10 protein-coding genes are annotated in these 26,652 nt (G+C 71.8%); 7 read left to right on the plus strand and 3 right to left on the minus strand.

The window, feature by feature from the left end:
- Positions 1-65 precede the first annotated feature (65 nt).
- The 7 genes from ACGF15_RS00780 (at position 66) to ACGF15_RS00810 (ending at position 13,572) form a co-directional block, all read left to right on the plus strand.
- Entirely contained in the window at positions 66-1,142 is a 1,077-nt protein-coding gene (locus ACGF15_RS00780; protein ID WP_392796458.1) for a phosphopantetheine-binding protein, read from the plus strand.
- 5 nt (positions 1,143-1,147) lie between these two features.
- Positions 1,148-1,378 (plus strand): MbtH family protein, encoded by a 231-nt coding sequence (locus ACGF15_RS00785; RefSeq protein ID WP_362607267.1) that lies wholly within the window; start codon positions 1,148-1,150, stop codon positions 1,376-1,378.
- Positions 1,375-9,678: an amino acid adenylation domain-containing protein gene (locus ACGF15_RS00790; protein ID WP_392796459.1), complete on the plus strand. Its 8,304-nt coding sequence runs from the start codon at positions 1,375-1,377 to the stop codon at positions 9,676-9,678. Before ACGF15_RS00785 ends, ACGF15_RS00790 begins: the two co-directional genes overlap by 4 nt.
- Entirely contained in the window at positions 9,675-10,940 is a 1,266-nt protein-coding gene (locus ACGF15_RS00795; RefSeq protein ID WP_392796460.1) for an MFS transporter, read from the plus strand. Before ACGF15_RS00790 ends, ACGF15_RS00795 begins: the two co-directional genes overlap by 4 nt.
- Positions 10,937-11,560 carry a hypothetical protein gene (locus ACGF15_RS00800; RefSeq protein ID WP_392796461.1) on the plus strand — a complete coding sequence of 208 codons (624 nt, stop codon included), beginning with the start codon at positions 10,937-10,939 and terminating at the stop codon, positions 11,558-11,560. The genes ACGF15_RS00795 and ACGF15_RS00800 overlap by 4 nt, the downstream gene beginning before the upstream one ends.
- A 91-nt stretch (positions 11,561-11,651) precedes the next feature.
- Complete coding sequence (gene gntD / locus ACGF15_RS00805; protein WP_345608407.1) at positions 11,652-12,674, plus strand: guanitoxin biosynthesis L-enduracididine beta-hydroxylase GntD; 1,023 nt, start codon at positions 11,652-11,654, stop codon at positions 12,672-12,674.
- A 118-nt stretch (positions 12,675-12,792) separates the two neighbouring features.
- Positions 12,793-13,572, plus strand: a complete 780-nt coding sequence (locus tag ACGF15_RS00810; RefSeq protein ID WP_345608409.1) for an alpha/beta fold hydrolase — start codon at positions 12,793-12,795, stop codon at positions 13,570-13,572.
- 286 nt (positions 13,573-13,858) lie between these two features.
- Here ACGF15_RS00810 and ACGF15_RS00815 read toward each other — a convergent pair whose 3' ends face one another.
- The 3 genes from ACGF15_RS00815 to ACGF15_RS00825 form a co-directional block, all read right to left on the minus strand.
- The gene (locus ACGF15_RS00815) at positions 13,859-14,377 is read right to left on the minus strand and encodes an SMI1/KNR4 family protein (RefSeq protein WP_392796462.1); all 519 of its coding nucleotides are present in this window, start codon (positions 14,375-14,377) and stop codon (positions 13,859-13,861) included.
- A 797-nt stretch (positions 14,378-15,174) separates the two neighbouring features.
- Positions 15,175-15,762: a hypothetical protein gene (locus ACGF15_RS00820; RefSeq protein WP_392796463.1), complete on the minus strand. Its 588-nt coding sequence runs from the start codon at positions 15,760-15,762 to the stop codon at positions 15,175-15,177.
- Positions 15,759-26,435, minus strand: a complete 10,677-nt coding sequence (locus ACGF15_RS00825; protein WP_392796464.1) for a LamG-like jellyroll fold domain-containing protein — start codon at positions 26,433-26,435, stop codon at positions 15,759-15,761. The genes ACGF15_RS00820 and ACGF15_RS00825 overlap by 4 nt, the downstream gene beginning before the upstream one ends.
- Positions 26,436-26,652 lie beyond the last annotated feature (217 nt).

A 26,652-nucleotide genomic window follows, 5' to 3' on the forward strand; every position in this document is an offset into this window, starting at 1 on the left:
TCCCGCCCCCGAGTCGGCTCCGCCCCAGTCAACCGTCCGTGAGAACTCCGAGAAGGACACAGCACATGAATGCAGCGGAGACGGTCGCCGCACCGTCGGCCGACCCCGTGGAACCGAGCCTGGTGCAGCACATCCTGCTGGACGTCTGGAGCGCCATGCTCAGGCACGAAGTCACCGTGCATGACAACTTCTTCCAGGCCGGCGGCGATTCGCTGCTGGCGCTGGCCACCATCGAGAACATCAACCAGCGCCTCGGCTGGCAGCTCAACATGGGCGACCTGCTGCGGTTCCAGACCATCGCCGAACTGGCCGCGGAGAAGGCGCAGCCCCAGGCGGCCAACGCCGAGCACGCCCTGATCCGGATGAGCAACCCGGGCCCGCGCACTCCGATCGTCTTCGTGCACGCCGGGCTCGGCATGGTGGACGGATACGGCCGCATGGTCCGGGAACTCGGTACCGACCGGGCCTGCTACGGACTGCAGTCCCCCCTGCTCGTCAAGGGCGCCGAGAACGTACCGGACAGCTACCAGGGGCTGGCCGAGGTCTATGCGGACCTCCTGCAGGACGAGTTCGGCGAGGACGAGTTCCATCTGTTCACCTCCTGCGGCGGCGGGGCGATCTGCCTCGAACTGGGGCGCATCGCCGCCGACCGCGGGCTCGGCATCGGCAGGACGGTCGTGGTCGACGGCTACCTGGAGCTGGACTCCACCGGTGAGACGCCGGAGGACGAACTGATGGTCGTCTTCCACGACGACATCCTGCGGATGTCCGGGACCACCGACCGGTTCCCGGCGATCACCCCGCAGGAGGCGGAGCTGGAGCAGGTGCTGCGGACCACGGCGGCAGCGATGCTCGGCAGCCGCGCGGGCTCGGACGAACGCGCCGTCGCGTTCTGCCGGCGCCTCTACGCCTCCTTCCTCACCAACGCGCGCGGTCTGACCGCCTACCGTCCCGAGCCGGTCGACGTCGACCTCCTCATGCTCTTCGCCAAGGACAACGACACGCTCGGCCAGTGGCGTTCGGTCGTCACCGGCGAGCTCACCGCGGAGGTGCTGCGGTCCGAGTTCTACGGCCAGCGGCTCTGCATCGAAGAGGCCCCGTACCTCGCGGCCCGCACCATCGACTACCTGGGTGAGAAGTGAGCGGCATGGACGGCACGACCACCAACCCCTTCGAGGACGGCGCCGGCGTGTACCTCGTGCTGCGCAACTCCGCCGGCCAGTACTCCCTGTGGCCCGACTTCGCCGAGGTGCCCGCCGGCTGGCACACCGTCTTCGGCCCCGGGCCGCGGGCGGCCTGCACCGGGCACATCGAGCGGCACTGGACGGACCTGGCCCCCGTGCGCCGGGACAGCGAGGCGGGAGAACCGGCATCATGACCACGCAACTCGAGCACTCCGCCTCCCTTGCCCAGGGAGCAGAACCGACGACCGGCCTGATCGGCCGGTTCGAGGAGCAGGCCGCCCGGGCCCCCCGGGCACCGGCGCTGGTCGCCGGGGACACCGTCGTGACGTACGGCGGACTCGACGACCGGGCCGAGGGGGTGGCACGTCGGCTGCGCGAGCGCGGCATCGTCGCGGAGGAGACCGTCGGGATCCTCCTGCCCACCTCTCCCGACCTGGTCGCCGCGCTTCTCGGCACCCTCAAGGCCGGGGCGATGTACCTGCCGCTGGACCCCGACTACCCGCCGGACCGCCTCGCGTACATGGTGGCCGACGCCGCGCCCGGGGTGCTGATCACCACGCGTGAGGCGGCGGCCGGACTCGGCGCCGTGGTCGGGGCCGCTCCCGGCGCGGTGCTGTACCTGGACGAGCAGGAGGAGCAGCCGCTCCCGGCAGCGGCAGGGCGGGGCGGCGCCGGCTGGGATCCGGACCGCGGTGCCTACACCATCTACACCTCGGGATCGACGGGCCGGCCCAAGGGTGTCGTCGTCACCCACCGTTCGCTGGCGAACTTCCTGGACTGCCTGTCGGACCGGTTCGAGGTGACCTCCGGTGACACGGTGGTCGCCACCACCTCGATCTCCTTCGACATCGCCGGGCTCGAGCTGTACCTGCCCCTGGTCAACGGAGCCGTCGTGCACCTGGTGCCGCGGGAGACCGCCGTGGACGGGGTGGCGCTGCGCCGGTACCTGGGCGCTGCCCGCCCCACGCTGGTGCAGGGCACCCCGGCACTGTGGCAGCTGCTGCGGGAGGCCGGCTGGACGCCGGACGGACTCCCGGGCACGGCTCGGCTGCTGTGCGGCGGCGAGGCCCTGCCGCAGGACCTCGCCGACTTCCTCGCCGCCGGTGCGGCCTCGGTGTGGAACCTCTACGGGCCGACCGAGACCACCGTCTGGTCGCTGCTGTCACCGGTGGTCGCCGGAGAGCCCGTCGCCATCGGGAGCCCGCTGCGCAACACCGGGGTCCATGTCCTCGACGACCGTCTGGCGCCGGTGGCGCAGGGCGGAACGGGCGAGCTGTACCTCTCCGGGGACGGTCTGGCCCGCGGCTACCACGGGCGCGGCGCCCTCACCGCCGAACGGTTCGTGGCCTGCCCGTTCGGCGCCGCCGGAAGCCGTATGTACCGCACCGGCGACCTGGTGCGGCAACGCGGCGACGGAACACTGGACTTCGTCGGCCGCGTGGACGAGCAGGTGAAGATCCGCGGGTACCGCGTCGAACTCGGCGAGATCGAGGCAGCACTGCGCCGGCTCCCCCAGGTCGCACAGGCGCGCGTGGTCATGCGCGAGGACATCCCGGGCGCGGCCCGGCTGACCGGGTACGTCGTGCCGGCTCCCGGCCGGGCACCCGCACCGGACGAGCTCCGCAGCGCCCTCGGCGCCTGGCTTCCGGCGTACATGGTGCCCGCGGGCATCGGAGTGCTCGACCGGTTCCCCCTGACTCCGGCGGGCAAGATCGACCGCAGGGCGCTGCCGCCGGTGGACTTCGCCGGCCCGGACGCGGGCGGTCGCGCTCCCGCCACCGCGCAGGAGCGGGCGCTGGCCGACCTGTTCGGCGAGGTACTGGGGCTCTGCGGAGTCGGTGTCGAGGACGGCTTCTTCGACCGCGGCGGGGACTCGCTCCTCGCCACCCGCCTCGTCTCCCGCATCCGGGCCGAACTCGGCGTCGAGATACCGATCCGGGCCGTCTTCGACGAGCCCACCCCGGCGGCCCTCGCCCTCCGGCTCGGCGATGCCGAGCCGGCCCGGCCCGCCGTGCGCCCGATGGGCCGCGGCGACTCGCTGCCCCTGTCGTACGCCCAGCAGCGGCTGTACTTCCTGCACCGGCTGGAGGGCCCCAGCTCCACCTACAACCTGCCGATCGCGGTCCGGCTGACGGGGGAACTCGACCTGGCGGCCCTGCGCGCGGCGACCGCCCACCTGCTGCGCCGGCACGAGAGCCTGCGCACCCGCTTCGCCGAGGGCCCCTCGGGGCCCGAGCAGGTGGTGGTGCCCGCCACGGACGCCGCGGTGGCGGCCGCGGCCGCCGTCACCGTGCACGAGACCACGGACGCGGAGCTGCCCGCCGCCGTCGGCAGGGCGGCGGGACACCTCTTCGACCTCACCACCGACATCCCGGTACGCGTCGACCTGTTCCGCACCGGCCGGCAGGAGCACGTACTGCTGCTGTGCATCCACCACATCGCCAGCGACGGCTGGTCGCTGGCCCCGCTGGTGCGTGACCTCTGCGACGCGTACACCGCCCACCGCTCCGGGAGGGCGCCCGCGGCACCGCCGCTGGAGGTCCAGTACGGCGACTACACGCTGTGGCAGCGCGAGCTCCTCGGCCCGGCCGGCGAGGCGGACAGCCTGATGGCCCGGCAGCTCGCCCACTGGCGTCGTCAGCTCGACGGTGCGCCCGAGGTGCTGGAGCTGCCGACCGACCGTCCCCGACCTGCGCTGGCGACCTACCGCGGCGACGTGGTGCCCTTCGAGGTGCCGGCCGCGCTGGCCGGACGGCTGGCGGAGCTGGCCCGGCGCGAGGGCGTCAGCCTGTTCATGGTGCTCCAGGCGGCCCTGGCGACGCTGCTGACCAAGCTGGGCGCCGGCCCCGACATCCCGCTGGGCACCGTCCTCGCCGGGCGCGCCGACCGTGCCGTCGACGACAACGTCGGCTTCTTCGTCAACACCCTCGTGCTGCGCACCGACACCTCGGGCGACCCGTCCTTCACCGACCTGCTGTCCCGGGTCAGGACCACCGACCTGGCGGCGTACGAGAACCAGGACCTGCCCTTCGAGTACCTCGTCGAGGTGCTGAACCCGGCCCGCAGCACCAGCCACCATCCGCTGTTCCAGGTCATGCTGGTGCTGCAGAACAACGTGGCCCCGCAGTGGCGGCTGGGCGGGCTGGAGGCCGCGCACCACGTGGTGCCGACCCGCACGTCCAAGTTCGACCTGACCTTCGAGCTGACCGAGCGGTTCACCTCGGACGGGCACCCGGACGGGCTCAGCGGCGAGATCGAGTACGCGACCGACCTGTTCGACCGGTCCACGGCCGAGTCGCTCGTCGGACGGCTGCTGCAGGTGCTGCGGTCGGTGGCCGAGGACCCGGCCCGCCGGCTGGCGTCTCTCGACGTGCTCGACGCGGCCGAACGGCGCACGATCCTGGAGGAATGGAACGACACCGGCCGGGAGCTGTCCGGCGCGGCCTACCCGGAGCTGCTGGCCGACCAGGTGGCCCGCACTCCCGACGCCGTCGCCCTCGTCCACGAGGACACCGAGCTGACCTTCGCCGAACTGGACCGCCGCTCGAACCGGATCGCGCACTGGCTGATCGCCCGCGGCATCGGCCGCGACGACGTGGTCGGACTCGCGATGCGGCGCCGCCCCGAGCTGCTGTGCGCACTGCTCGGCATCCTCAAGGCGGGCGGGGTGTACCTGCCGCTCGACCCGGACTATCCGGCGGAGCGGCTGGCCTTCATGGTCGCGGACAGTGCTCCCGGCATCCTGCTGACCACGGGCGACGTCGTCGGGAGGCTGCCCGGCGCGGTGCAGCAGCTGCCGCGCCTCGAACTCGACGACCCGGACACGGCGGCCGAGCTGGCGGGGCACCGCCACGACGCTCCGACGGACGAGGACCGGCGCGCGGAGCTGCGCCTGGACGATCTGGCGTACGTCATCTACACCTCCGGCTCCACCGGCCGCCCCAAGGGCGTGGCCGTGACCCACCGGGGCATCCCCAACCTCGCCCGCAGCTACATCGAGCGGTTCCGGCTCGAGGAGGGCTCGCGGTTCCTGCAGTTCTCCTCGATCAACTTCGACCCGACGTTCTGCGAGCTGTGCTGCACCCTGCTCGCCGGAGCGACCGTCGTGCTCACCTCGCCCGACGAGCTGCTGTCCGCCGACCGGCAGCGCGAGGTGACGGCCCGGTACCGGCCGACGCACATCACCTTCTCGCCCACCATCCTCGGCGGGATGGACCAGGACGCGCTCGCGGACTGCGGCAACCTGATGGTCGCCGGCGAGGCCTGCCTGCCCGCACTGGCCGCAGCCTGGGCACCCGGCCGCCGGATGATCAACGCGTACGGACCGACCGAAGCCACCGTCGACACCCTGTACTGGGAGTGCGGCAGCGGCCCGGACGGCTTCGAGGACGCGTCGGTGCCGGTGGGCCGACCGCTGGGCAACACCAGGGTGTACATCCTCGACGCCGCCCTGCGGCCGGTGCCGCCCGGCGTCGTCGGCGAGCTGTACATCAGCGGTGACGGTCTGGCCCGCGGCTATCTCGGCCGACCGGACCTGACCGCCGAGCGTTTCGTGGCCTGCCCGTTCGGCCCCGCCGGCACGCGGATGTACCGCACCGGCGACCTGGCGCGCTGGCGCGCCGGCGGTGTGGTGGACTTCGCCGGCCGTGCCGACGACCAGGTCAAGATCCGCGGGATGCGCATCGAACCCGGTGAGATCGACGCGGTGCTGAAGGAGCACGAGCAGGTGGCCCAGTCCGCCGTGGTCGTCCGCGAGGACAGTCCCGGCCACCAGCAGCTCGTCGGCTATGTGGTGTCCCGGTCCCACGGCGCGGCCCAGGACATCGAGCATGTCGGCAAGTGGCACCAGATCCACGAGCAGGGCTACAGCGAGCAGCAGGACCTCGGCGTGGAGCAGGACTTCACCGGCTGGAACTCCAGCTACGACAACGAGCCCTTGCCGCTGGCGCACATGACCGAGTGGCAGGAGGCCACGGTCGGCCGGATCCTGGACCTGCGGCCGGACCGGGTGCTGGAGGTCGGCGTCGGGTCCGGGCTGATCCTGCGCCCGGTCGCGCCGCACTGCTCCGCCTACACCGGTGTGGACTTCTCCCGTGCCCTGATCAGCACCCTGGGGCGGGCGATCGAGGGCAGCGAGCTGGGCGACCGGGTCGATCTGCACACCATGGCCGCCCATGAGATCGGTGCGCTCGCTCCCGCCTCCTTCGACACCGTGGTGATCAACTCGGTGGCGCAGTACTTCCCCGGCGTCGGCTACCTGACCGATACGGTGCGCCAGGCCATGGAGCTGCTCGCTCCCGGCGGCCGGATCCTGCTCGGCGACATCCGCAACCTGCGGCTGCTGCGGGCCTTCGTCACCGCCATCGTCCTGCACGACGGCGCCCACGCCGACGAGTCGCTGGCCACCGCGCGGGAACTCGTCGCCCACCAGCAGGAGCTGGAGAGCGAGTTGCTGCTCGATCCGGCCTTCTTCGCCAGGATCGGCGAGCTGGTCCCGGACGTGGCCGGCGTGGACGTGCGGCTCAAGCGGGGCCGCTTCCGCAACGAGCTGACGGACTTCCGCTACGACGTGGTCCTGCACAAGCGAGGAGCGGAGCTGGTGTCCCTCGCCGAGGTGCCTGCGCGGGAGTGGAGCGGCACCGAGGACATCGGCACCCGCCTGGCAGCGGCCCGGCCGAGGGCGCTGCGCGTCACCGGCATCCCCAACGGCCGGGTGAGCGCCCGGGCGGCGACCGCGCGGCGCGTGGCCGCCGGGGGCGGCACGCTCGTACGGGACCTGATCGAGGAGACCGGCGCGCAGGCCGGAGTCGACCCGGAGACCCTGTGCGAGATCGGCGCCCGGTTCGGCTACACCGTCCTCCCGACATGGACCGACACCGCCGAGGGCGACCGCTTCGACGCGGTGTTCCTCGCACCGGGGGAAGGCGCAGGGCAGGGGCTGACCGATGTGTTCCTGTCCGCGGACCCGGAGGGGCGGCCCCTGGGCGGGCTCGCCAACGACCCGCAGGCCGCCGATCGCAGCCGGGGCCTCGCCGCCGAGCTGCGCCGCCACGCGGCACGACGGCTGCCGGACCACATGGTGCCCGCCGCCGTCGTCGTCCTGGACGCGCTGCCGCTGACCCCCAACGGGAAGCTGGACACCCGGCAGCTGCCCGCGCCCGAGTTCGGTTCCCGGGCGGGACGTCCGCCGGCCACGCCGCAGGAAGCGGCGATGGCGGCGCTGTTCGCCGATGTGCTCGGCCTGGCGGCGGTCGGTGCCGACGACCGGTTCTTCGACCTCGGCGGCGACAGCATCCGGTCGATCCAGCTCGTCAGCAGGGCGCGCGCGGAAGGCTTCCGCATCACCCCGCGGGACGTGTTCCACGACCAGACGGTCGAGGCCCTGGTGGCCCGCGCCGCGCAGAACACCGGGGCCTGCCCGGCGGACGACGACGCGGCCGCGGCCGCGGCTGCCGAAGCCTGGGAGAGGATCCTGCGGACTCCCGATCCGGAGTACCCGCTGTCCGGCTCCTCCCCCGCCGCAGGCCGCGGCCGTGTCACCCGGCGGGTGGCCGGCAGGGATGCCGGACGGCTGCTGACCGGGCTGCCGCGGCTCTACCGCTGCGCCCCCGAGCACATCGCGGTGGCGGCGCTGGCTCCTGCACTCGTCGAGTGGCGCCGTTCCCGGCTGCCGGGGTCCGGCGCCTGGCTGCGGCTGGACCTGGCCGCGGCCGGACTGCCGACCGCGCACCCGGTGCGGCTCAATCCGGGCGTCGCGGACCTGGACAGGGCCCTGGCCGAGCCGAGGGACCTGGCGCGGCTGCTGAAGCGGGTCAAGGAGCAGGTCCGGGCCGTGCCGGACGCGGGCCGCGGCTACTCCGCGCTGCTCGCCGACCCGGCGGCGCAGCGGCTGTCCTCCTACGGGGCGTCCCAGGTGCGCTTGCGGCTGCTGCCCGCCGGTACGGCCGGCGCCGGCGGTGAGGCGCGCCCCGAGGACGAGGGCACGGCTCACGCCCTGTGCGTCGACGTCCGGCCGGCCGAGGGCGGCAACGCCCTGGAGGCCGTCTGGTCCTGGGACGCCGCACGGTTCACCGAAGCCGCCGTGGGCGCGCTCGCCGACCGGTGGGCAGCCTGCCTGGCAGCGCTCGGGGCCCTCGTGGAGCGCCCGGAGCTCGGTGGGCTGACCCCGTCCGACGTCGCTCCGGCCGATGTCACGCAGTCGGCCGTCAACCAGTTGGAGACCGGCTACCCCGGTCTGTGCGACATCCTGCCCCTCACCCCGCTGCAGCAGGGCTTCCTGCTGCACACCGCCGCCGAGGGCGAGGGTCCGGACCCCTACCAGAGCCAGAGCCTGTTCGACCTCGACGGGCCGCTGGACACCGGGCGGCTGCGGCAGGCGGCCCACGCACTGCTGATGAGGCACGACAACCTGCGCGCCGGGTTCGCCCACCGCGGTCTGCGGTCCCCGGTGCAGGTGGTGCAGGACCGGGTGGAGGTGCCGTGGACCGTGCATGATCTGTCCCGGCTCGCTCCGGCGGAGCAGGAGCGCCGGGAGGCGGAGATCCTCGCGGCGGACCTCGGCCGGCGCTTCGACCTGTCGGCGCCGCCGCTGATGCGCTTCACTCTGCTGCGGCTGGCCGCCGAGCGGCATCGGCTGCTCGTCGCCGACCACCACATCCTGCTCGACGGCTGGTCGACGTCGCTGGTGTGGCAGGAGCTGTTCGCCCTGTACCGCGGCGAACGGCTGCCGCAGGCACCGCCCTTCCGCGACTACCTGTCGTGGCTCGCGGGGTGCGACCGCGAGGCCGCGGTGGCGGCGTGGCGCGGCTACCTGGCGGGCGTCGACGGCCCGACCCGGGTCCATGCGGGCAGGCCCGCGTCGGACGTCCCGCTGCGCACCGCGGACCTCACGCTGTCCTCGGAGCTGACCGGTGCGCTGCAGCGCCGGTGCGCCCAGGCCGGGGTGACCCTCAGCACGGCCCTCCAGACGGCATGGGGCATCGCGCTCGGCCGCCTCACCGGACGCCAGGACGTGCTCTTCGGCAACACGGTCTCGGAACGGCCCGCCGACCTCGACGGCGTCGAGTCGATGGCCGGTCTCCTGATCAACACCGTTCCGCTGCGGGTGCGTATCGAGCCGGGCGAGCCGATCGGGAGGACCATGAAGAGGCTGCACGAGGCGCAGCTGGAGACGCTTCTGCACCGGTCCCTCGAACTCACCGAGATTCAGCGGCTGTTCGGGGCAGAGGAGCTGTTCGACACCTGCTACGCCTTCCAGAGCTACCCGGCCGGCTCCCTCCGGGAGAGCGGGAACGACGGACTGCGGGTGCGCGAGAGGACGCAGGGGGCACGAGGGTTCTCCCACTACCCGCTCGGCATCACGGTCATCCCCGGGCGGCGGCTCGACATCACCATCGGATACCACCCGCACGTATGCGACGAAGCGCGGATCAGGGAAATCAAGGAGTCGATCATCGGTACGCTCGAAACGATCGCGGCAGGGCAGGACCGATGAAGAACTTCCTGACGATGGTCCGCGAACTGCCGTTCGCGATGAAGATCCTCCTCGCCTCCAGTGCCGCGCGCGGCCTGAGCTTCTTCGCGATCCTCGCGTACATGCCCATCTACCTGTACGACACGGTGGGGATGGGCGGTGCCGCCATCGGCTACGTGATCGGCGGCAGCGTGCTCGTCGGCACGCTGGCGAGCGTCTACGGCGGATACCTCGCGGACCGGGTCACGAAGATCAACCTGGTCATCGCGCTGGACATCGCGATCATGGCGCTCTACCTCAGCCTCACGGTGGTCCGCGACCCCTTCACGGTCACCGCGGTCCTGATCCTGGCGAATGTCGCCTCCTCGTCCATGGGGGTCGCCGGAAACGCCCTGATCTCCGAACTGGTGCGGCCGGAGAACCGGACCAAGGTGTTCTCGCTGCGCTACTCGCTGCAGAACATCGGCGCCGCGGCGGGCCCGTTCCTGGGTGTCGCCGCGGTGGCCGCCGGGGCCGGCGGGCCGTTCGTCCTCAGCGTCGGCGTCATCGGCGCGTCCCTGCTGCCCCTGGTGCTCTTCCGCCGCCGCTTCCTGACCACCGGCACGGCGACGGCGGCACCCGCCGCGGCGGCGGGGCAGGAGCCGGAGAGGGAGGAGGAGCCCGGGTTCCTCGACGTGCTGCGGAGGTTGCGGGCGGACCGGCGGCTGGCGTACTTCACCGTCGGCGGCATCCTCAGCATCGTGGTGTACGGGCCGCTCCTGACCTTCATGTCGCAGTACCTCGTCCTGGTGGAGGACCGCGACACCGCCTACCGGCTGGTCGCCTATGTCTCGGCCGCCAACGCCGTCGTGGTCATCGGCGCCCAGTACGCCCTCGGCAGCCGCCTGAAGCCGGACACCCTGATGAAGTGGCTGACCGTCGGTACCGGCGCCTTCGTCGTCGGGCTGCTCGCGATGTCGCTGTCCACGAACGCGGCCGTCATCGTGATCGCCGTGGTCGTCTTCAGCATCGGCGAGGTGATCGTGGTGCCGGCCGAGTTCACGTTCATCGACTCGATCGCCCCGGAGAAGCTGCGCGGCAGCTACTTCGGCGCCCAGAACCTCATCCATGTCGGCATCGCCCTGGGCCCGGTCATCTGCGGCGTCCTGCTGCAGCACTTCGCCCCCGCCGTCATGTTCTACGTCCTGATCGCCCTCGTGGCGGCCAGCTGGTGGCTCTACGCCGCCGGATGCCGGGCCACGGTGGCTCCCCGCACGGCGGACAAGGTGGTGAACGCGGCATGAGTTTCGCCCGGATCACGGAGAAGACGTACTGCCCCTTCGCCAAACGGTCGCAGATGGGGCCCGGAATCACCCTTCGGACGGCTGACGTCGAGCAGGAGCTGTTCCGGCACCGCGAGGTCGTCGCGGACTTCTTCCGCACGGCCGCCGAGACGTCACGGGACGGCATGGTCGTCACCTTCGAGCACCCGTCCCTCGGCGCCACGCTGGACGCGCTGGTGGATCTGACGCGGCGCTTCTACACGGTGCTCACCGGGATGTTCCCGAGCGTGTACATCCCCGACGATCCGCGGCCCGACGAAAGGTGGTACGCGATGATCGAGGGGGAGCTGTTCTTCGTCGTCTCCTTCGCCCCCTGCTATCCGGAGACATCACCGCGCTACACCCACGGCGACGACCGCACCTACTTCCTGCTGCAGCCGGCCAGCACGTTCGAGCGGAACGCCGAGGCCATCGACCGGCAGCGCGAGGGAATCCACCGGGCTTTCGCCGCGGTCGGCAAGCCGTACGACGCGCGGCTGGCGAACACGGAGAACGACATGTTCAAGGCCGTCATGCCGATCGACCCGATCGACCGCCACATCCCGTGGTGGGACGCAGAAGCCGGTCCGGCGGGCGCCTGAGGGCTGTCCCCGGGCTCCCGGACCGTCCCCTGCCCCTTCCCCACCGCGTGCGGTTCAGCGATCCCCAAAATCCATCAGAATGGAGACGCCCGTGAGCAAGTACCACGGAATCCCGAGCTACGACCTCTCCGCCGAGGAAACGGCCTCCCTGGAGCAGTTGCTCGCCGACCCGGGCCTGGCCGGGCTCGACCCCGGCGAGGTGGCCTTCCACGACAACGCCTGGGAGCTGGTGGCCCGGGTGCCGACCGGACTGCGGCGCTTCCTGGAGGAGTTCCGTCTCAACGACTCCGCTGCCGCCTTCCTGGTGCGCGGCTTCGGCGTCGACGACGACGCCGTCGGCCCGACGCCCCGAAGCTGGGCGGAGGCCGCGGCCTCCGGACGCACCCGCCGCGAGGAGTTCTTCCTCGGCCTCCTCGGAAACTGCCTCGGCTCGGTGTTCAGCTGGCCCACGCTGCAGTCCGGGCGCCTGATCCAGAACGTGCTGCCCATCGCCGGCGAGGAGGACCAGCAGAGCGGTCACGGCAGCGACGTGCTGCTGGAATGGCACACCGAGGACGCCTTCCACCCCTACCGCTGCGACTACCTCGCCCTGTTCGGCGTCCGCAACCACGACCGGGTTCCGACGACCCTTGCCTCGATCCGTGACGTGCGGCTGTCGGCGGAGGCCCGGGCAGTCCTGTCCGAGCCGCGGTTCTACATCCTGCCGGACGACGAGCACCTGCGTCAGCTGGCCGCGGTGCGGCCCGACGACCCCGGGCTGCTGCGGGTCCGTGAGATGCGGGACAACCCCGAGCCGGTCGCGGTGCTCTTCGGCGGCTCGGACTCCCCGTACCTGCGCATCGACCCGTTCTTCATGCGCTGTGCCGAAGGTGACGCCGAAGCGGAGGTGGCGCTCAAGGAGCTGGTGGTGGAGCTCGAGCGGACGCAGCAGGACGTGGTGGTCGACGCGGGCACCCTGCTGGTCGTCGACAACTACCTGGCCGTGCACGGCCGTCGCGCCTTCACCGCGCGCTACGACGGAACCGACCGCTGGCTGCAGAAGGCGGTCGTCACGCGTGACCTGCGCAAGTCGCGGGCGGCACGGGAGTCCGCCGCAGGTCGCCTCGTGGTCTGACCCGGGCGCTCCGTTCGACGGACGGGTTCCACGACGGCACGACCACGGACCACCGTGGTGCGACCCGGCGGACGGGCTCCCGGGTCGCCATGGCAGCAGCACACCGACAAGGACGGGTATGAGTGTTCTGGCAGACCGGAGCAGCACCACATGGTTCCGGACCATCAAGCGATGCAGCAGCCCACGGACCAGGCTGCTGTGCTTTCCCCACGCCGGCGGCGCCGCGAGCTTCTTCCGCAGTTGGGCGGACGACGTTCCGGACGGCGTCGAGGTCGTGGCGGTCCGCTACCCCGGCCGGGAGGACCGCCTGTTCGACGCCATGGCCGACTCCATCGAGGACATGGCGGGCTCCGTGGCGGAGGCCTGCCGGGGATTCCTCGGCACTCCGCTGGCCCTGTTCGGCCACAGCATGGGGGCGTCCGTCGCCCATGAGACAGCGCTGCGGCTGCAGGAGGAGTACGGCACCCGCCCGGCCGCGCTCTTCGTCTCGGCCCGCACCGCACCCGGCCGACCGCACCACCCCTTCTCCTACAGCGAGGACTCCGAACTGCTGGAGCATGTGCGCTCGCTGGGAGGGACGGCCGAGCACACCCTGCGCGACCCGGAGGTCCTGGACCTGGTCCTCCCCTCCCTCCGCGGCGACTACCGGCTCGTGGGGAAGTACGAGGGGACCGCCGGGAGGTCCCTGCAGACTCCGGTCGTCGCCTACTACGGAACCCGGGACGCGAAGGCGGACAGGGACGCCCTCGCATGCTGGTCGGACGTGACGGGCGGCAGCTTCACGTTGCGCGCGTTCCCCGGGGACCACTTCTACCTGGTGGACAACCGCCGCGAACTGCTGGCGGACCTCTTCGCCCACCTGGGCCACGCCGAACGGGGCGTCGGCGCAGTCGCCTGAGGTCCGGTCCGGACGTCACGGGCGGCGCGGCCCCGGCATCCGCAGCGCGCCCGTGGCCGCGTCCCATCCGCTGCCGGGCTTCCAGCGGCTGCCCTCGGAGTCCCAGTCGGGCCGGGGGGCCGGGCGGGGAGAGGAGCCGTTGTCCGGACTCCGGTCGATGGGCGGGGCCGACAGGGCCCGCGGAGCCCGCGCTTCGGGCATCACGGCGGACCGCCGGCAGGCGAGTGGCAGAACGCGGCCGGGCCCGGGGTGAATGACCCCGGGCCCGGCACGTCCTTCACGCTGCTCAGTCGAGCGTCTCCCGCAGGCCGGAGACGTCGGAGTCCCTCAGGTGGTGGAGGACATCCGAGAAGGTGCGGAAGAAGAAGCTGTCCCCTTCCCCTGTCAACCAGAACCGCTCGTCGGCGAAGCCGGCGGTGTCGATGAGCAGGATTCCCGCGCTGCGGTCACTGTTGACCGCCACAGGCAGGAGCGCGGCACCCGGTGGAATCCCCACATCCTCGGGTGTGCCGCATTCGACGAGCATCGCCCTGAACTCCTCGGCGGCCTCACCCAGACCACCCGGCTCCCAGTCGTGACAGCCGAGGAGGGCGAACGGGAAGCCTTCCAGGCCATCCGTCAACGTCAGGAACTCCCGGTAGTCCAGCTCGATCGCCTGACCGGCGCGCTGTTCCAGCGCCTCCAACTGTCCGATGCTCGCCGGCGGGTGAATTGTCGGGCGGGGAGTGACGGCGATCGGCGACTCGGAGAAGTACTCACGTACACGCCGGGACACGAGCTCGCCCACAAGTTCACTCATCTGCATGTTCGACTCCTCATGGTCGCGAAATCTGACAGACCCCGTACGGGCCGGGGTTCACGGAGCCGTTCACCAACTCCGTCGTGTAGGTGGCTGGGTCGTGGGAAACCCCTGCGTGGAAGAAGCCGGTCGGTTTGTATCCCACGTTGTACTTCTGGGCGTATGAGCCGACGCGAGAGTTGACTCGCCCGTCCTGCTGATGCCAGCAGTAGGGGTTCCACTTGCCAGACCACGTGGTGTCCGGTAGATGCCCGGCGACCTTTCCGTTGTATTCGTACGGTGTGCCGCGGACATGAGCTATGTGGCGGGCCTTGTACTGCTCGGCGACTTCCTGCAGACTCAGCGGTTTGCCGTTGCGCAAGACGCCCATCTGCTCCGACTTCGGTGACACCCGCCCCTTGGGAGACCAGTAGTGCGGTATTGCGTTGAGGGCCGCAATATGAACCTTCAACTCATCGATCTGTGCGTTCGTCGCTCCCCTGGGTACCCGGAAGCATGCCGGGCCTCCAGCCGCTGCCCTCGGGGTCCCAGCCGGGCCGAGGGGCCGGGCGGTCGGGTGCGGGACGGGGAGAGGAGCCGTTGTCCGGGTTCCGGCCGGTGGGCGGGCAGGGCGGGAGGACCGGGACGCGAGGCCGACCCGACCCGCGCCCGCAGGCGGGCCCTGCCGGGGCCCGTGCTCCGGGCCTCGCGGCGGAGACCCCGGCACGCGGGTGGCGGAACAGGACCGGCCCGGGGCTCAGGTGCCCCGGGCCGGTCCCGTTCTGCGGGCGCGCCGTATCAGCAGTGGGACTGCGGGAAGGACCTCAGTCCTCGTCCCACGGGTAGACGCCCAGTCCGGCCAGGCGTTCCTCCTCGCGATCGTGCAGGAAGCGAAGCCCCTGTGCACCCACGAGCGACGCGTCACTGATCGGGCATTCGGGGAACTCCCCGCGGATCAGTCCGACGAGGAACTCGGCCATACCGCAGTGGTGGACCATCCACGCCGCATCACCCCGGTGGTACACGGCCACGGGCCACTCGTCGGGATCGGCGCCCGTGGTGATCCAGCCGAGTGTGTCGGCGCTGTCCGTTTCGCCCCACACGAGGATCTGGTCGAGACGGTACTTCCGTGCGTGGTCGGGATCGGCCCATCGCCGGAACGCCGGATCGGCGAGCGCCCGGTCGGGCAGGCGGCTCACCCTCCGCGTGGTCCTGTCGTCGGTCACGACCGGGATCATCGCCCCGATCGCGCCCTCGATCGTGCCGTTCCCGAACCGCTGGACGAACCTCTTGTAGTCCTCCGGGAACGCCGTGCCGTAGGCGGCCTCGACCACCGTCCAGTCGACGTCGTCACCGATCTCGCCTCCGTAGGAGACGAGCACCTGGGACAGCTGCTCAACGGGATCCGTCATTTTCTGTAGCCCTCCGGGACCTCTCGTCCGAGATTGTAGAAGCGTCCTTCGTTCAATCCGTACATCGTGTTCTCCACGTGCTGGTCGAACTCGATGCCCGGCCGGCCGGTGGCCGTCACCCCGCGCGCCTGCATACGGAAACTGACCGGGACCACCCGATTCCCCTCGTACACGGGTGTGACCTTGTAGTGAACCACCTGGCCCGCGTCGACTGCCGCCTTCACCCGGTTCTCGTAGAACACCATGTTGGGGTGCTGTCCGGGGTCGCGCTGGTCCATCGGTGCCGCGTTGGCGGACCTGGAGCAGGTGGCCAGATTGTCGTAGCGCAGACCATCACCGCTGAGCTGCTTCCCCAGCAGGTGACAGGCGTTTCGCCAGAACTTCGCGGGCCGGTTCCCGTGGTCCGAGGCGAAGATCGCTGCCCAGGTGTAGGCGGGCGGGGCGATCGCGGAAGTCTTGGTGGCGGTCCCGGGGTTGGCATTGATGAATGCCTGGTCAAGACATGCCTCGACTCCCGTTGCCCGGTTCCCGTGCAACGTGTCGACGGGTGCGTACTTCCTCCAGCCGCCCCAGGCTCCCCTGCAGTCACCGTTGCGATCGCCGTCGCTCCCGTCGCCCGGGTCGGCGCCCGGTGCGGGATGGGTGTCGGGGTTCTCCTGCGGGTCGAAGCCGCCTTGGCCGAGGAGATCCAGCATCTGGAGTGCGCCCATGACCGCGTCCCAGCCGCTGCCTGGCTTCCAGCCGCTGCCCTTGGGGTCCCAGTCGGGCCGGGGGGCCGGGCGGTCGGGTGCGGGGCGGGGAGAGGAGCCGTTGTTCGGGTTCTGGTCGATGGGCGGGGCGGGCGGACGGACCGGGACGCGGACCGCGGGTACGACGATGCCGCCGCCACCGCCTCCGCCGTAGGTGGGATACGTGCGGGGGTAGTGGCGCGGGACGTACCGGGGCCCGCCTCCGCCGCCTCCGCCTCCACCGCCGCCCTTGGAACCGCTTCCGGACCGGGGCTTGGTGGCGGTCCGGCTGAAGCGGGCGGCCTGGGCCCGGATGGCGGCGGCCATCGCGTCGGCGTGGGAGTGGGACAGGGCGCTGGTGCCGGCGTAGCTGCTCGACATGGCGCCGGCCTGGGCACGCTGGTGCTTGTCGAGCACCAGCGCGCCGCCGCCGACCACCGTCGTGCCGAAGACTCCCCAGCCGAGCGCCTTCCAGCCGACGACCGCGCCGATGACCAGCGGGAAGGCGTGCCCACTCGGGTCGGTGCCGTTCAACGGGGATCCGAAACCGTAGGAGTAGCGGTTCGCCCGTTGCGCGGAGGCGGTGGGATCGAGCAGCCAGGTGTCCCGTGAGGAGAAGCCTCCGGTACCCGGCTCGTACCAGCGGGCCGCCATGCTGACGTCTCCGCTGTCGGGGTCGGTGTAGCCGGACTGGAAGCCCAGGGCAGGGCTGCTGCCCGTGCGGGCCCTGGGGCGGCCGAACGGGTCGTAGGCGGTGGAGCCGGACACCTCCGTGCCGTCGGCGGACAGTGCTGCGACGACGTCGGTGTGCTGATCGGTGATCAGGCGCTGGGCCCGGTCGCCGGTCGTGCCGGCGATCAGGGAGCCTCCCGGGTTCCGTGTGTAGCGCGTGCTGCCGTCCGACACCAGGTCCTGGGAGCCGCCGTCGTACTGGAAGGCGGTGTCCCCCCTGCGCACGATCCGGTCGAGCGAGTCGTAGGAGTAGGCGGTCGTGCCGTCCTCGACCTTGCGCTCGAAGGCGTCGAAGGCGAGGGCGCGTTCCGGTCCGTCGCCGGTCCGCACGCCGGCCAGGGTGCCGCGCGGCGTGTGCCGGTAGGTGGCGGTGCCGTCGTCGAGGATGCGGTTGCGCTCGTCGTACCGGGCCGCCGTCCCACCTGCCCTGGTGCGGTTGCCCGCCGCGTCCCATTCGTAGGAGGTGGTGGCCGAACCGTCGGTGGCCGAGGTCATCCGGCCCAGATCGTCGTAGGTATAGGTCTCCGTACCCGCTCCTGCGGTGCCGTGGGTCTCCTTGCGCACGAGGAGGTCGTTGTCGTCGTACGCGTAGTCCAGCCGGACGATCTCCCTGCTCTGGTCACCGCTCGTCGTGCGGTCCTCGGTGAGGCGGCCGAGAGGGTCGTAGCCGTAGCTGCGCCGTGCCTCCACGGCCCAGCTCCCGTCGTCGGCGGACCGGCGCGCATGCTGTTCCAGCCTGATGCGGCCGGCCGGGTCGAAGTCGGTCCAGGTCTGGGTGCCGGTGGCCGGGTCGTTGGTCCAGTCGAGACGTCCTGTTCCGTCGTAGCCGAAGCTGGTCGTCCCGTTGACGTCGGACCGCGCGGTCAGCAGACCGTCGTCGTCGTAGACGTACGAGGAACGCCCGGAGGGTCCGTCGCTGGACAGCAGCTGGCCGCGATCGTTGTAGGTGTAGGTGTCGAGTGCGAGCAGGTCGGCCGAGCCGGAAGCGGTGAGGCGGCCGGCGAGGTCGTACGCCAGTGCGCGGTCGCGGGTCGCCGCCTCGGCACCGGAGCCGGTCTCGCGGACCAGACGGCCGAGACCGTCGTGGGTCCGGACCCGCTTGACCCCGCCGGGCAGGATCTCCGTGACGTCCTGGCCTGCGGCGTCGTAGCCGACGGTCCAGGTGCGGTCGGCCGCGGCGGGGTGGGCCGCGGTCGCCGGCTCGACGGTGGACTCGGGCAGCCCCCAGGTGGTGAACGTGTAGCGGGTGGTGGCTCCGCGGCCGTCGGTGAGACGGGTGCGGTTGCCGGCCGCGTCGTAGCCGAAGGACGTGGTCACGGTTTCCCCGTCACCCACCGGCTCGACCATGCGGGTCGTGCGGCCGAGGGCGTCGGGGGCATAGGTGGTACGGGCGCCGGTGGCGCTCTCGGACATGGTCAGGTTGCCGTCGGCGTCGTACGCGCTGCGGACCGATCGCAGCGCGGCGCCCCCCGTGCCGTGGTCGGACACCCGGGTGGGATTGCCGAGCACGTCGTACTCGACGGTGCTCCGGCGGCCGGTGGCGTCGGTCGTCCCGGTGCGACGCCCGAGGCCGTCGTGGGCGAAGCGGGTCACCGCCCCCGCCGGGTCGGTGACGGTCAGCGGCTCGCCCGCCGGGTTGTGGGCCGTGGTCGTGGTCCGGCCCGCCGGAGTGGTGACGGCCGTCAGACGACCCGCGTCGTCCCAGGTGTAGCGGCTGGTCAGATTCCGCTGCTGCGGGCGGCGTTCGACGACGGTCCCGGTCAGCTTGCGGCCGAGTTCGTCGTAGGTCGCCTCGGTGCGGGCACCCGTGGGGTCCGTCGCGGACAGCTGCAGGCCCGTGGGCGTCCAGGTGAAGCGGGCGACGCCGGCTCCGTCGAGGGTGGTGTTCGGCGCCTCGTCGAAGGGCCCGGGCTGCTCCAGCCCGCGGGGTGTTCCCGCGGGCGGATCGGTCCGCTGCACCGGGTTGCCCAGCTGGTCGTAGCCGTAGCGGGTGGTACGGCCCAGTGCGTCGGTCTCGGTCGACGTCCGGCCGAGCGCGTCGTAGCCGGTGCGGCTGACGGCGGTGACCGGGCCGTCGGCACCGGGCGGGGTGTAGGCGGGCAGGGTGACCGCGGTCGCCCTGCCGAGCCGGTCGGTCTCGGTACGGGTGACGTGGCCCCGTGGATCGCGTACGGCCGTCTCCTCCCCGAAGGTGTTGTATCCGGTCACCACGGTGGGCCGGACGGTGGTCGCGGCGGCTCCGTCCTCCTCGGCCTGGACCGGCGGTGCCTTGCTCTCGACCAGCCGGCCCAGAGCGTCGTGGCGGTAGGTGGTGGTGTGCGCCGCCGCGTCGGCCCCCGCCGGGGTACCGCGGGCTCCGACGGTGCTCAGGGGCAGCCCCCGTTGGTCGAAGGTGCTGACGGTGGTGCGTGCCGGGCCGGTGCCGTCGGTGACGGAGGCGCGCACGGGATGGCCCGCGCTGTCGTACTCGGTGGTGCCGGTCAGCTTCCGGCCGCTGTCGTCGATGGTGCGGCTCTGCTCGGTGACGCGGTCGTCGGCGTCGTAGGCGGTGGTGGTCACCCGGTTCAGACCCTCGGGGTCGAGCACGCTCCGCGTGGTGCGTCCGGTCGGGTCCACGGTGTGGGTGACGACGGTCGTGCCGCCTCCGGCCGTCTGCCGTGTCGGGTGTCCGGCCGCGTCGTAGGCCGTGGTCTGCAGGACGACGTCCCTGCGGCTGCCGTCCGCCTGACGGACCTGCCGGGCGGTGACCTGTGCGGGCAGCCCGTCGTCGTAGTACGTGTACGCCGTGGTGGCCCCCATCGCGTCGGTGGAGGCGGCGAGCCGTCCGGCCGGGTCGTACGCGTTCGAGACCAGGGTCAGGTCCCGGGTCCCGCCGGACGGGTCACCGGTCCAGTCCTCGAGCACCGTGGTGGCGTGCATGCCGCGGGGGGTGAAGGTGTGGACCCGGGTGGTGCCCAGGGCGTCGGTCTCGCCGACCGTGCGTCCCAGGCCGTCGTGGACGAACGAGGACGTGCCGCCCTCGGCGTCGGTGATCCGGTCGGGCCGGCCGAACGCGTCGTAGTGGTAGCTGGTCGTGCGCTCGGCGTCGCCTCCGGTGACGTCCTGCGCGGACTCGGTCAGGAGCTTGCCGTCGGGGTCGAAGGTGCGGCTGATCCGGGCGGTGTGGGTCGTACCGGTGATCTCGTTCTCGACCCCGGCGCCGGTCTCGGTGACCACCTTCGACTGCTCGTTGTAGGTGTACCGGGTGGTGACTCCGGCGGGGAAGCTGTCGGAGACCTGCGTCTCGGAGGCCTTCCGGCCGAGGCCGTCGTACGTGAACCGCGTGATCAGCCCGGACGGTGAGGTGACCTGTGCCAGGTCGCCGCCCGCGTAGTAGGCGTACCGGGTGACGGCCCCTCCGGCGGTGGTGGTGGCGGCCACGAGTCCGGCCGGGGTGCTGCCGCCTCCGACGGCGTCCTCGGCGCCGGTGGTGTAGGAGGTGGTGCCGGTGCGGCCGTCCGCCAGCCGGGTGGAGGTGCGCAGACCGAGGCTGTTGTACGTGTGGTCCGTGCGGAAGCGGGTGTCACCGCTGCTCGCGGAGCGGGCGTCGGACTCGGAGAGGACCCTGCCGTTGCGTGGGTCCAGCGGATCGTCCGGGCTGTGGTGGTAGGAGGCGAACGAGGTCCAGCACGAGTCCGCGTCCCGGCAGGTGGTGCGGGAGACCGGGTTGCCCTGGGCGTCGTGGCCCGTGATCACGGAGTGCCCGTTGGGGTCGGTGACCGTGTGCGGGAAGCCTCCCGTGCTGTACGTGTAGGTGGTGGTGCCGCCCTCCTGGTCGGTCACCGCCAGCTTGCGGCGCCCGCGCAGGGCGTCGTAGCTGGTCGTGGTGTGCCCGCCGGCCGGATCGGTGACCGTGACGGTGGACGCCAGTGCCGATGTGCTGCTGCGTGTGCCTGCCCGGTAGTGGTCGGCGACCTGCTCGGCGGTGAGAGGGCGGTCGTAGAGGGCGGCCTCGTCGAGGTCGCCGGTGAAGTAGTACGTGCCCTCCGGAACGCCCATCCAGCCGGAGCTGCCGAAGCCGGCCCCCAGGTAGCTGTACGCGAGGGCCTGGTCGGCGATCCTGCCCTTCAGTTCGCCGATGCGGACGCCGTCGAGGTAGAGGTGCTGGATGTCGTCCGATCCGCTGAGCACGACGTGGTGCCACTCGTTGTCGGTGACGGCCGTGGAGGACGTGATGGGGGTGGCACCGGTGACGCCGCTCAGCCAGAACTCTCCGCGCAGCCTCCCCGCCTCGTCGATGTTGAGGACGGGGCGCCAGGAGGTCGGCTTGGTGCCGAGCGGCTGGTTCTGGAAGGCGAGCAGGATGCCGGGTTTCGTTGTACGGAACCAGAGTTCTGCCGCGAGGCTGGTGTCCTTGGCCAGGGACTGGGCGGGGAAGCGGAGGCTGCTGGCGCCGGTGAAGCGGGCGGAGGTGCCGTCGCCGGTGCCGAACACCCCCGTTCCGCCGAGGACGGCCTTGTCGTAGGTGCCGTTGTTCGCGCCGCCCGCGGTCTCGCTGCGCGCGGTGGCGCCGGTGGTCTCGTCCATCCGCCAGTAGGCGGCCGGGCCGTCGCCGACGACCGCGCCCCGGTACTGGGTGCCGTTGCCGTGGACCAGGCCGCTGCGGGCCCGGAAGTGGCGGGTGACGGACGCCGCGTCGAGCGGCCCGGCGTAGACGGCGACCTCGTCGATCTGCCCGGGGAAGCGGGTGGCGGCGCCCGGGGAGGCGGGCCAGGCGGTGGAGGAGAAACCGCCGCCGATGTAGGTGCGGGTGTTGGACTGGTGATTCACCTTTCCGGTGAAGGTTCCCTGCCTGACTCCGTCCAGGTACAGGGTCTGGGTGCTCCCCGAGGCGGAGATCACCGCATGGTGCCACTCGTTGTCGGTGACGGTCGTGGTGGAGGCGAGCGGGGTTCCCGTGGAGGCGGCGTTGACGTAGAACTTGCCGTGCAGCTTGTTGTCGCTGCCCACGTAGAGCAAGGGCGTCCAGGAGCCGGACGCGGCCGTGGCGCCGTCGAGTTCGGCGGACTGGTCGCCCACCAGGACACCGGGCTTGGCGGTGCGGAACCAGAGCTCGACCGCGAGGTCGGTGCCCTGGCGCAGCAGGTCGCCGGGTATCTCGGCGTAGCCGTCGTCGCCGAAGCCCGCCGAGGTGTCGTCACCGTCGGCGAACGCGCCGGGCAGCCCGAGTGCGACGCTGCCCTGGTAGGAGCCGTCGGCGTCGTCGCCCGTCCGGCTCCGGGCGGTGGCGCCCCTGCGCTCGCCGAGGCGCCAGTACCCGGCCGGGCTGTTGGCGAGGACCGCTTCGGCATAGGCGGCGGAGCCGCTGCTGTACTCCTCGCCGGAGACCTTCCAGACGCCGCCGTTCTCGTCGGTGGTGCTGGTCAGCCGTCCGGTGACCGGGTCGTAGTCGACCGTGGCGTGGGTACGTCCGGAGGGCAGCACGGACGTGGTCATCCGGCCGGAGGCGGTGCGTGCCGCGTAGTGCTCGGCAACCGTCGCGCCGTCGAGGGCGTGGCCGTAGACCGCCACGTCGTCCAGGGAGCCCTGGAAGTGGTGGGTGCCGTCGGGCAGGGCCGACCAGCCCTGGTTGGCCCAGCCTCCGCCCAGGTAGGCGAACTGGTCGTCGCGCGCCTGGACCGTTCCCGTGAGGCTGCCCACCTTGACCCCGTCGAGGTACAGGGTCTGGGTCGTCCCTGCGCTGGTGAGCACCGCGTGGTGCCACGTGTCGTCGGTGACGGCGGAGGCGGAGACGATGGGCTTGGTCCCCGCGTGCTCCAGTGTGTAGAACTGCCCGCGCAGCCGCCCGGATCCGTCGACACTGAGGTAGGGGCTCCAGCGCGTCGGCCGCTGGCCGATCTCGGTGTCCTGGAGCGTGGCGATGACACCGGGCTTCGTGGTCCTGAACCACAGTTCGACCGAGGCGAAGGCGGACGCCTGGAGGGTGTCGTCGGGGAGTTCGACGACCGAGTCGGTGCCGTCGAAGCCGGCCGAGGTGTCGGTGGTTCCCGCGACCGCGGGCGCGGAGCCGAGGATGACATCCCGGTGGACGGCGTCGTTGAACCCGGTCCGCGAGGGGACGTCGCTGCGGGCGGTGGAGCCCTCGGACTCGCCGAGCCGCCAGTACGACATCGGGTTGGAGTCGAGCACGGCGGACCGGTAGAGCGAGCCGTCCTCGTACGTGTAGGAGGTGCAGGCCGTCGTGGTGCCCGGTGGGCAGACCGTGGTCAGCCGGTCACCGGTGTATGTGTAGGTCCAGGTCAGCCCGGGTGAGCCGGGCCCGACCGGGCTGGTGGTGACGGCCGAGACCCGGCCTCCGTGCCAGGTGAAGGAGATACTGCGGCCGGAGAGTTCGTCCACCACACGGGACAGCGGCCCGCCGTCCTCGTCGGCGCGGTGGAGCCGCTGGCCGCGGCCGGCGCCGTCGACGATCCGCATCAGGTAACCGGAGGAGGCGAAGTGGTAGGTGGCGCCGGAGCGGTCGCGCAGCACCCAGCCGTCGTGCTCGCGGGCGAGCCTGCTGGTGGAGCCGGAGGGCCCTGCGTAGCCGCCGCCCTGGGTCTCGCCGTAGCGGGACTGCGAGCCGTCGGCGGCCGTGATCAGCACCGTGCCGGTCCGGGCCTCCTCGCGCAGTCTGACGTCCCAGCGGGTGGACCAGCCGGCGCCGAAGGCGCCGTCGGTCCGGGGGTCGAGGGAGTTGTAGGTGCGGGTGACCGCCAGTTCGGGGCCGACCGTGGTCACGGCCGCGTCGGTGGCCGCCGTGGTGTAGTTGCCCGCTCGGGCTCCGAACTCACGGCCGGAGTCGGATCCGCCGAGATGGCTGGTGACGCCGGGCTGGGGCACCTCGGTGCTGAGCAGGGCGGGGCCGGGGCGAGCCGAGGTGGCCGCGCCGTCGTACACATAGGCGTACCAGGCGTACGTCCTGCCCCAGGTGAGCCAGCCGTCGGGCACGGCCCACTGCTTGCCGGCCGAACGGGTCCCGGTCCGGCAGTTCTTCCGGGTGTCCTTGCCTTCGGCCTCGCAGACCTCGAACTGGTACTGGAGCGCCTTGGGGTAGCGGTCGGGGTCGGTGCCGTTCGCCCACAGGGTGGGAGTGAGGCTGTCCAGAACGACCCCGCTGGCCGGGGACTCCGCGGTCAGCTGCGGAGGGATGTTGACTCCGGAGAACTTCACGGCAGGCGCGGGAACGCCCTGGCTCGTGAAGCGGGTCACGCCCACGTCGTCCATCGTCCACTGGAGGGTGTACGTGGCAGGAGTCAGCGGGGCGATCCTGGCGTCGAGGGTGACACTCCTGCCGGGTGCCACGTCGCTGGGCATGGGTGTCCAGCGGATCTTCGCCGAGTCGGTGATCTCCTTGCCCGCGGCGTCGAAGAGGTTGTACCGGAGCTTGAGGTTGCCGCCCTTGGGCCAGGTCTGCTGGCCCTGGTTGGTGACGGTGACCTTCATCGCGCCCTCGGAGGTGGCGGTGACGGGCTTGGTGAACTCACCGAGCTTGTAGGTGGCGCCGTACTTGGTCCAGGTGATGTCCAGGCTGGGCTTGCCGTTCGGGTAGTCGTCGGAGCCGAACTGCTTCCAGGCCCTGGAGTCGCTCGTGGAGGCCTTGACGGCGAGCCCGTAGTTCTTCTTGCGGCCGTGCGTCCAGTCGTCCACGAGCTGTCGGCCCGCGGAGCCGAGCTTGATGCTCTCCCAGGCCGGGCCGCAGGACCAGGAGTTGGTACCGCCGGGGCGCCAGCCGTGCGCGAAGCTCTTGGAGCCGAGGGCGGCACCGGTCGCCGGACCGGGGTACTTCGTCGTGGTGGACTCGGCCCAGTTCGAGGTGACCGGGTGGACGGTCACCGGCCGGGCGGTGCAGGAGTAGGACCAGGTGTTGTACAGGGCGAGGTTCGCGCTCAGCACCCATGCGTTCTTGAGAGCCGACTCCACGCCGTTGAACCGCAGGAACGACGCGGCCTTGTGCTTTCCGGCGTCATAGGTTCCGGCCTTGAGGACGGTGTCCGTGGAGAAGTTGGTGTTGTACGGGTGCTGGACGTAGGTGCCCGAGGAGGCGGTGAAGGACTTGACCGACGGGTCCACGCGTACCGGGAAGACCCGCTCGGGAGCCGAGAGCCAGGACCGGTCGAGGGACAGGGTCAGTACCTGGCCGCCGTTCTCCTGGTCGAGGCCGTAGGTCACTCCGTCCGACAGGGCCCCTTCGCCCGCGTTCCCGGTGACCCGGGAGTCCGCCATCCAGCCGCGGGGCATCCATGCGCGCCGGTTCCCGGCGGCGTCGACGAAGAGCACGCCGCCGTGGGTGTCCAGCTGCGCCGTCAGGCCCTTCAGCTCCAAGGGGAAGCGCCACTCGGTCTGCGCTTCCCCGTCGTGCAGGACGATGGTCTCCTTGACGGAGTCGTTTCCGGCCAGGAGTTCGAGGTCGGCGGAGGGGCGGATCCCGGGATAGCTGATGGTGCTGCCGCTGACCTGCCCCCGCGTACGTGCCGCGCCGGCGACGGAGTAGCCCACCGTCAGGCCCTCACCGACCTCCAGGCTCACGAGCGGAGCGGAGTCGGCGTACTCGGCGAAGGCAGCGGCCGACCCGGTGGATCGCGGTGCCCAGACATCGCCGGTGCCGCTCATGGCACGGGGCCCGTCCGGCTTGGTGAGCGTGGTGTCGATCGCCGCCCAGGTGCCCTGCCGGGTACGGAAGTTGACCGGCTCGTTGTAGAACCGGGTGGTGTACGAGCCGTCCTGGTTCGCGAAGGTGCGGGCGCGCTCCTCGCGGTCACCGGGGAGCTCTCTGCTGGTCTCGCTGTCGAACCCGGGGACGACCGCGGGACGGGGCGGGGCGACGCGCCTGGCCTCGTCCATCGCGGGCGGCTCGGCCGGAGCCGGCAGCGCCGCTTCCGACAGGCCGCTCTCCCGGCCGAGTTCGCCCGGCGCGGTCAGGGCCCCGGCTCTGCCGCCCGGCGCGGACGCCTCGGTGGCGGCCGCTGAAGCCAGGTGCCCCCGGCCCTCGGCGGTGCCCCACTGCTGACCGGGACGGCTTCCGGCGTCGACGGCCCGTGTCGCCGTCGACCATGATGCGGTGGCCGTTGCCACCTGTTCTGTGCATGCTAGCGCGACCAGGACGAATGCCGTGATCGCGGCAAGCGGGCGTGCTCTGTGCACGTCCGACCCCCAAGAATCAGTATGATCCGGTAAAGATCCGGAACATGTCATCTTCGAGCGTCGGGCTGCGGGAACGCAAGTTCGATTAAGGAGACCGGTCCTCCGTGGCCCGGATGCCCGGAAGGCAGGCGAACGCGCCTCTCTCCAGAGGCGTTTCCCGGCTCGGGCCCGCGCGGCCTGCGGGGCGAGGCCCGCCGCGGCGAGGGATGGGGTGGCGGCCGGGGCCGACAGGGCGTCATGCCCGACGCCCGTACCTGCGCGCTTCCGT

Origin of the sequence: Streptomyces sp. NPDC048001, assembly GCF_043203115.1 — a bacterium.
GTDB classification, from domain to species: Bacteria; Actinomycetota; Actinomycetes; order Streptomycetales; family Streptomycetaceae; genus Streptomyces; species Streptomyces sanyensis.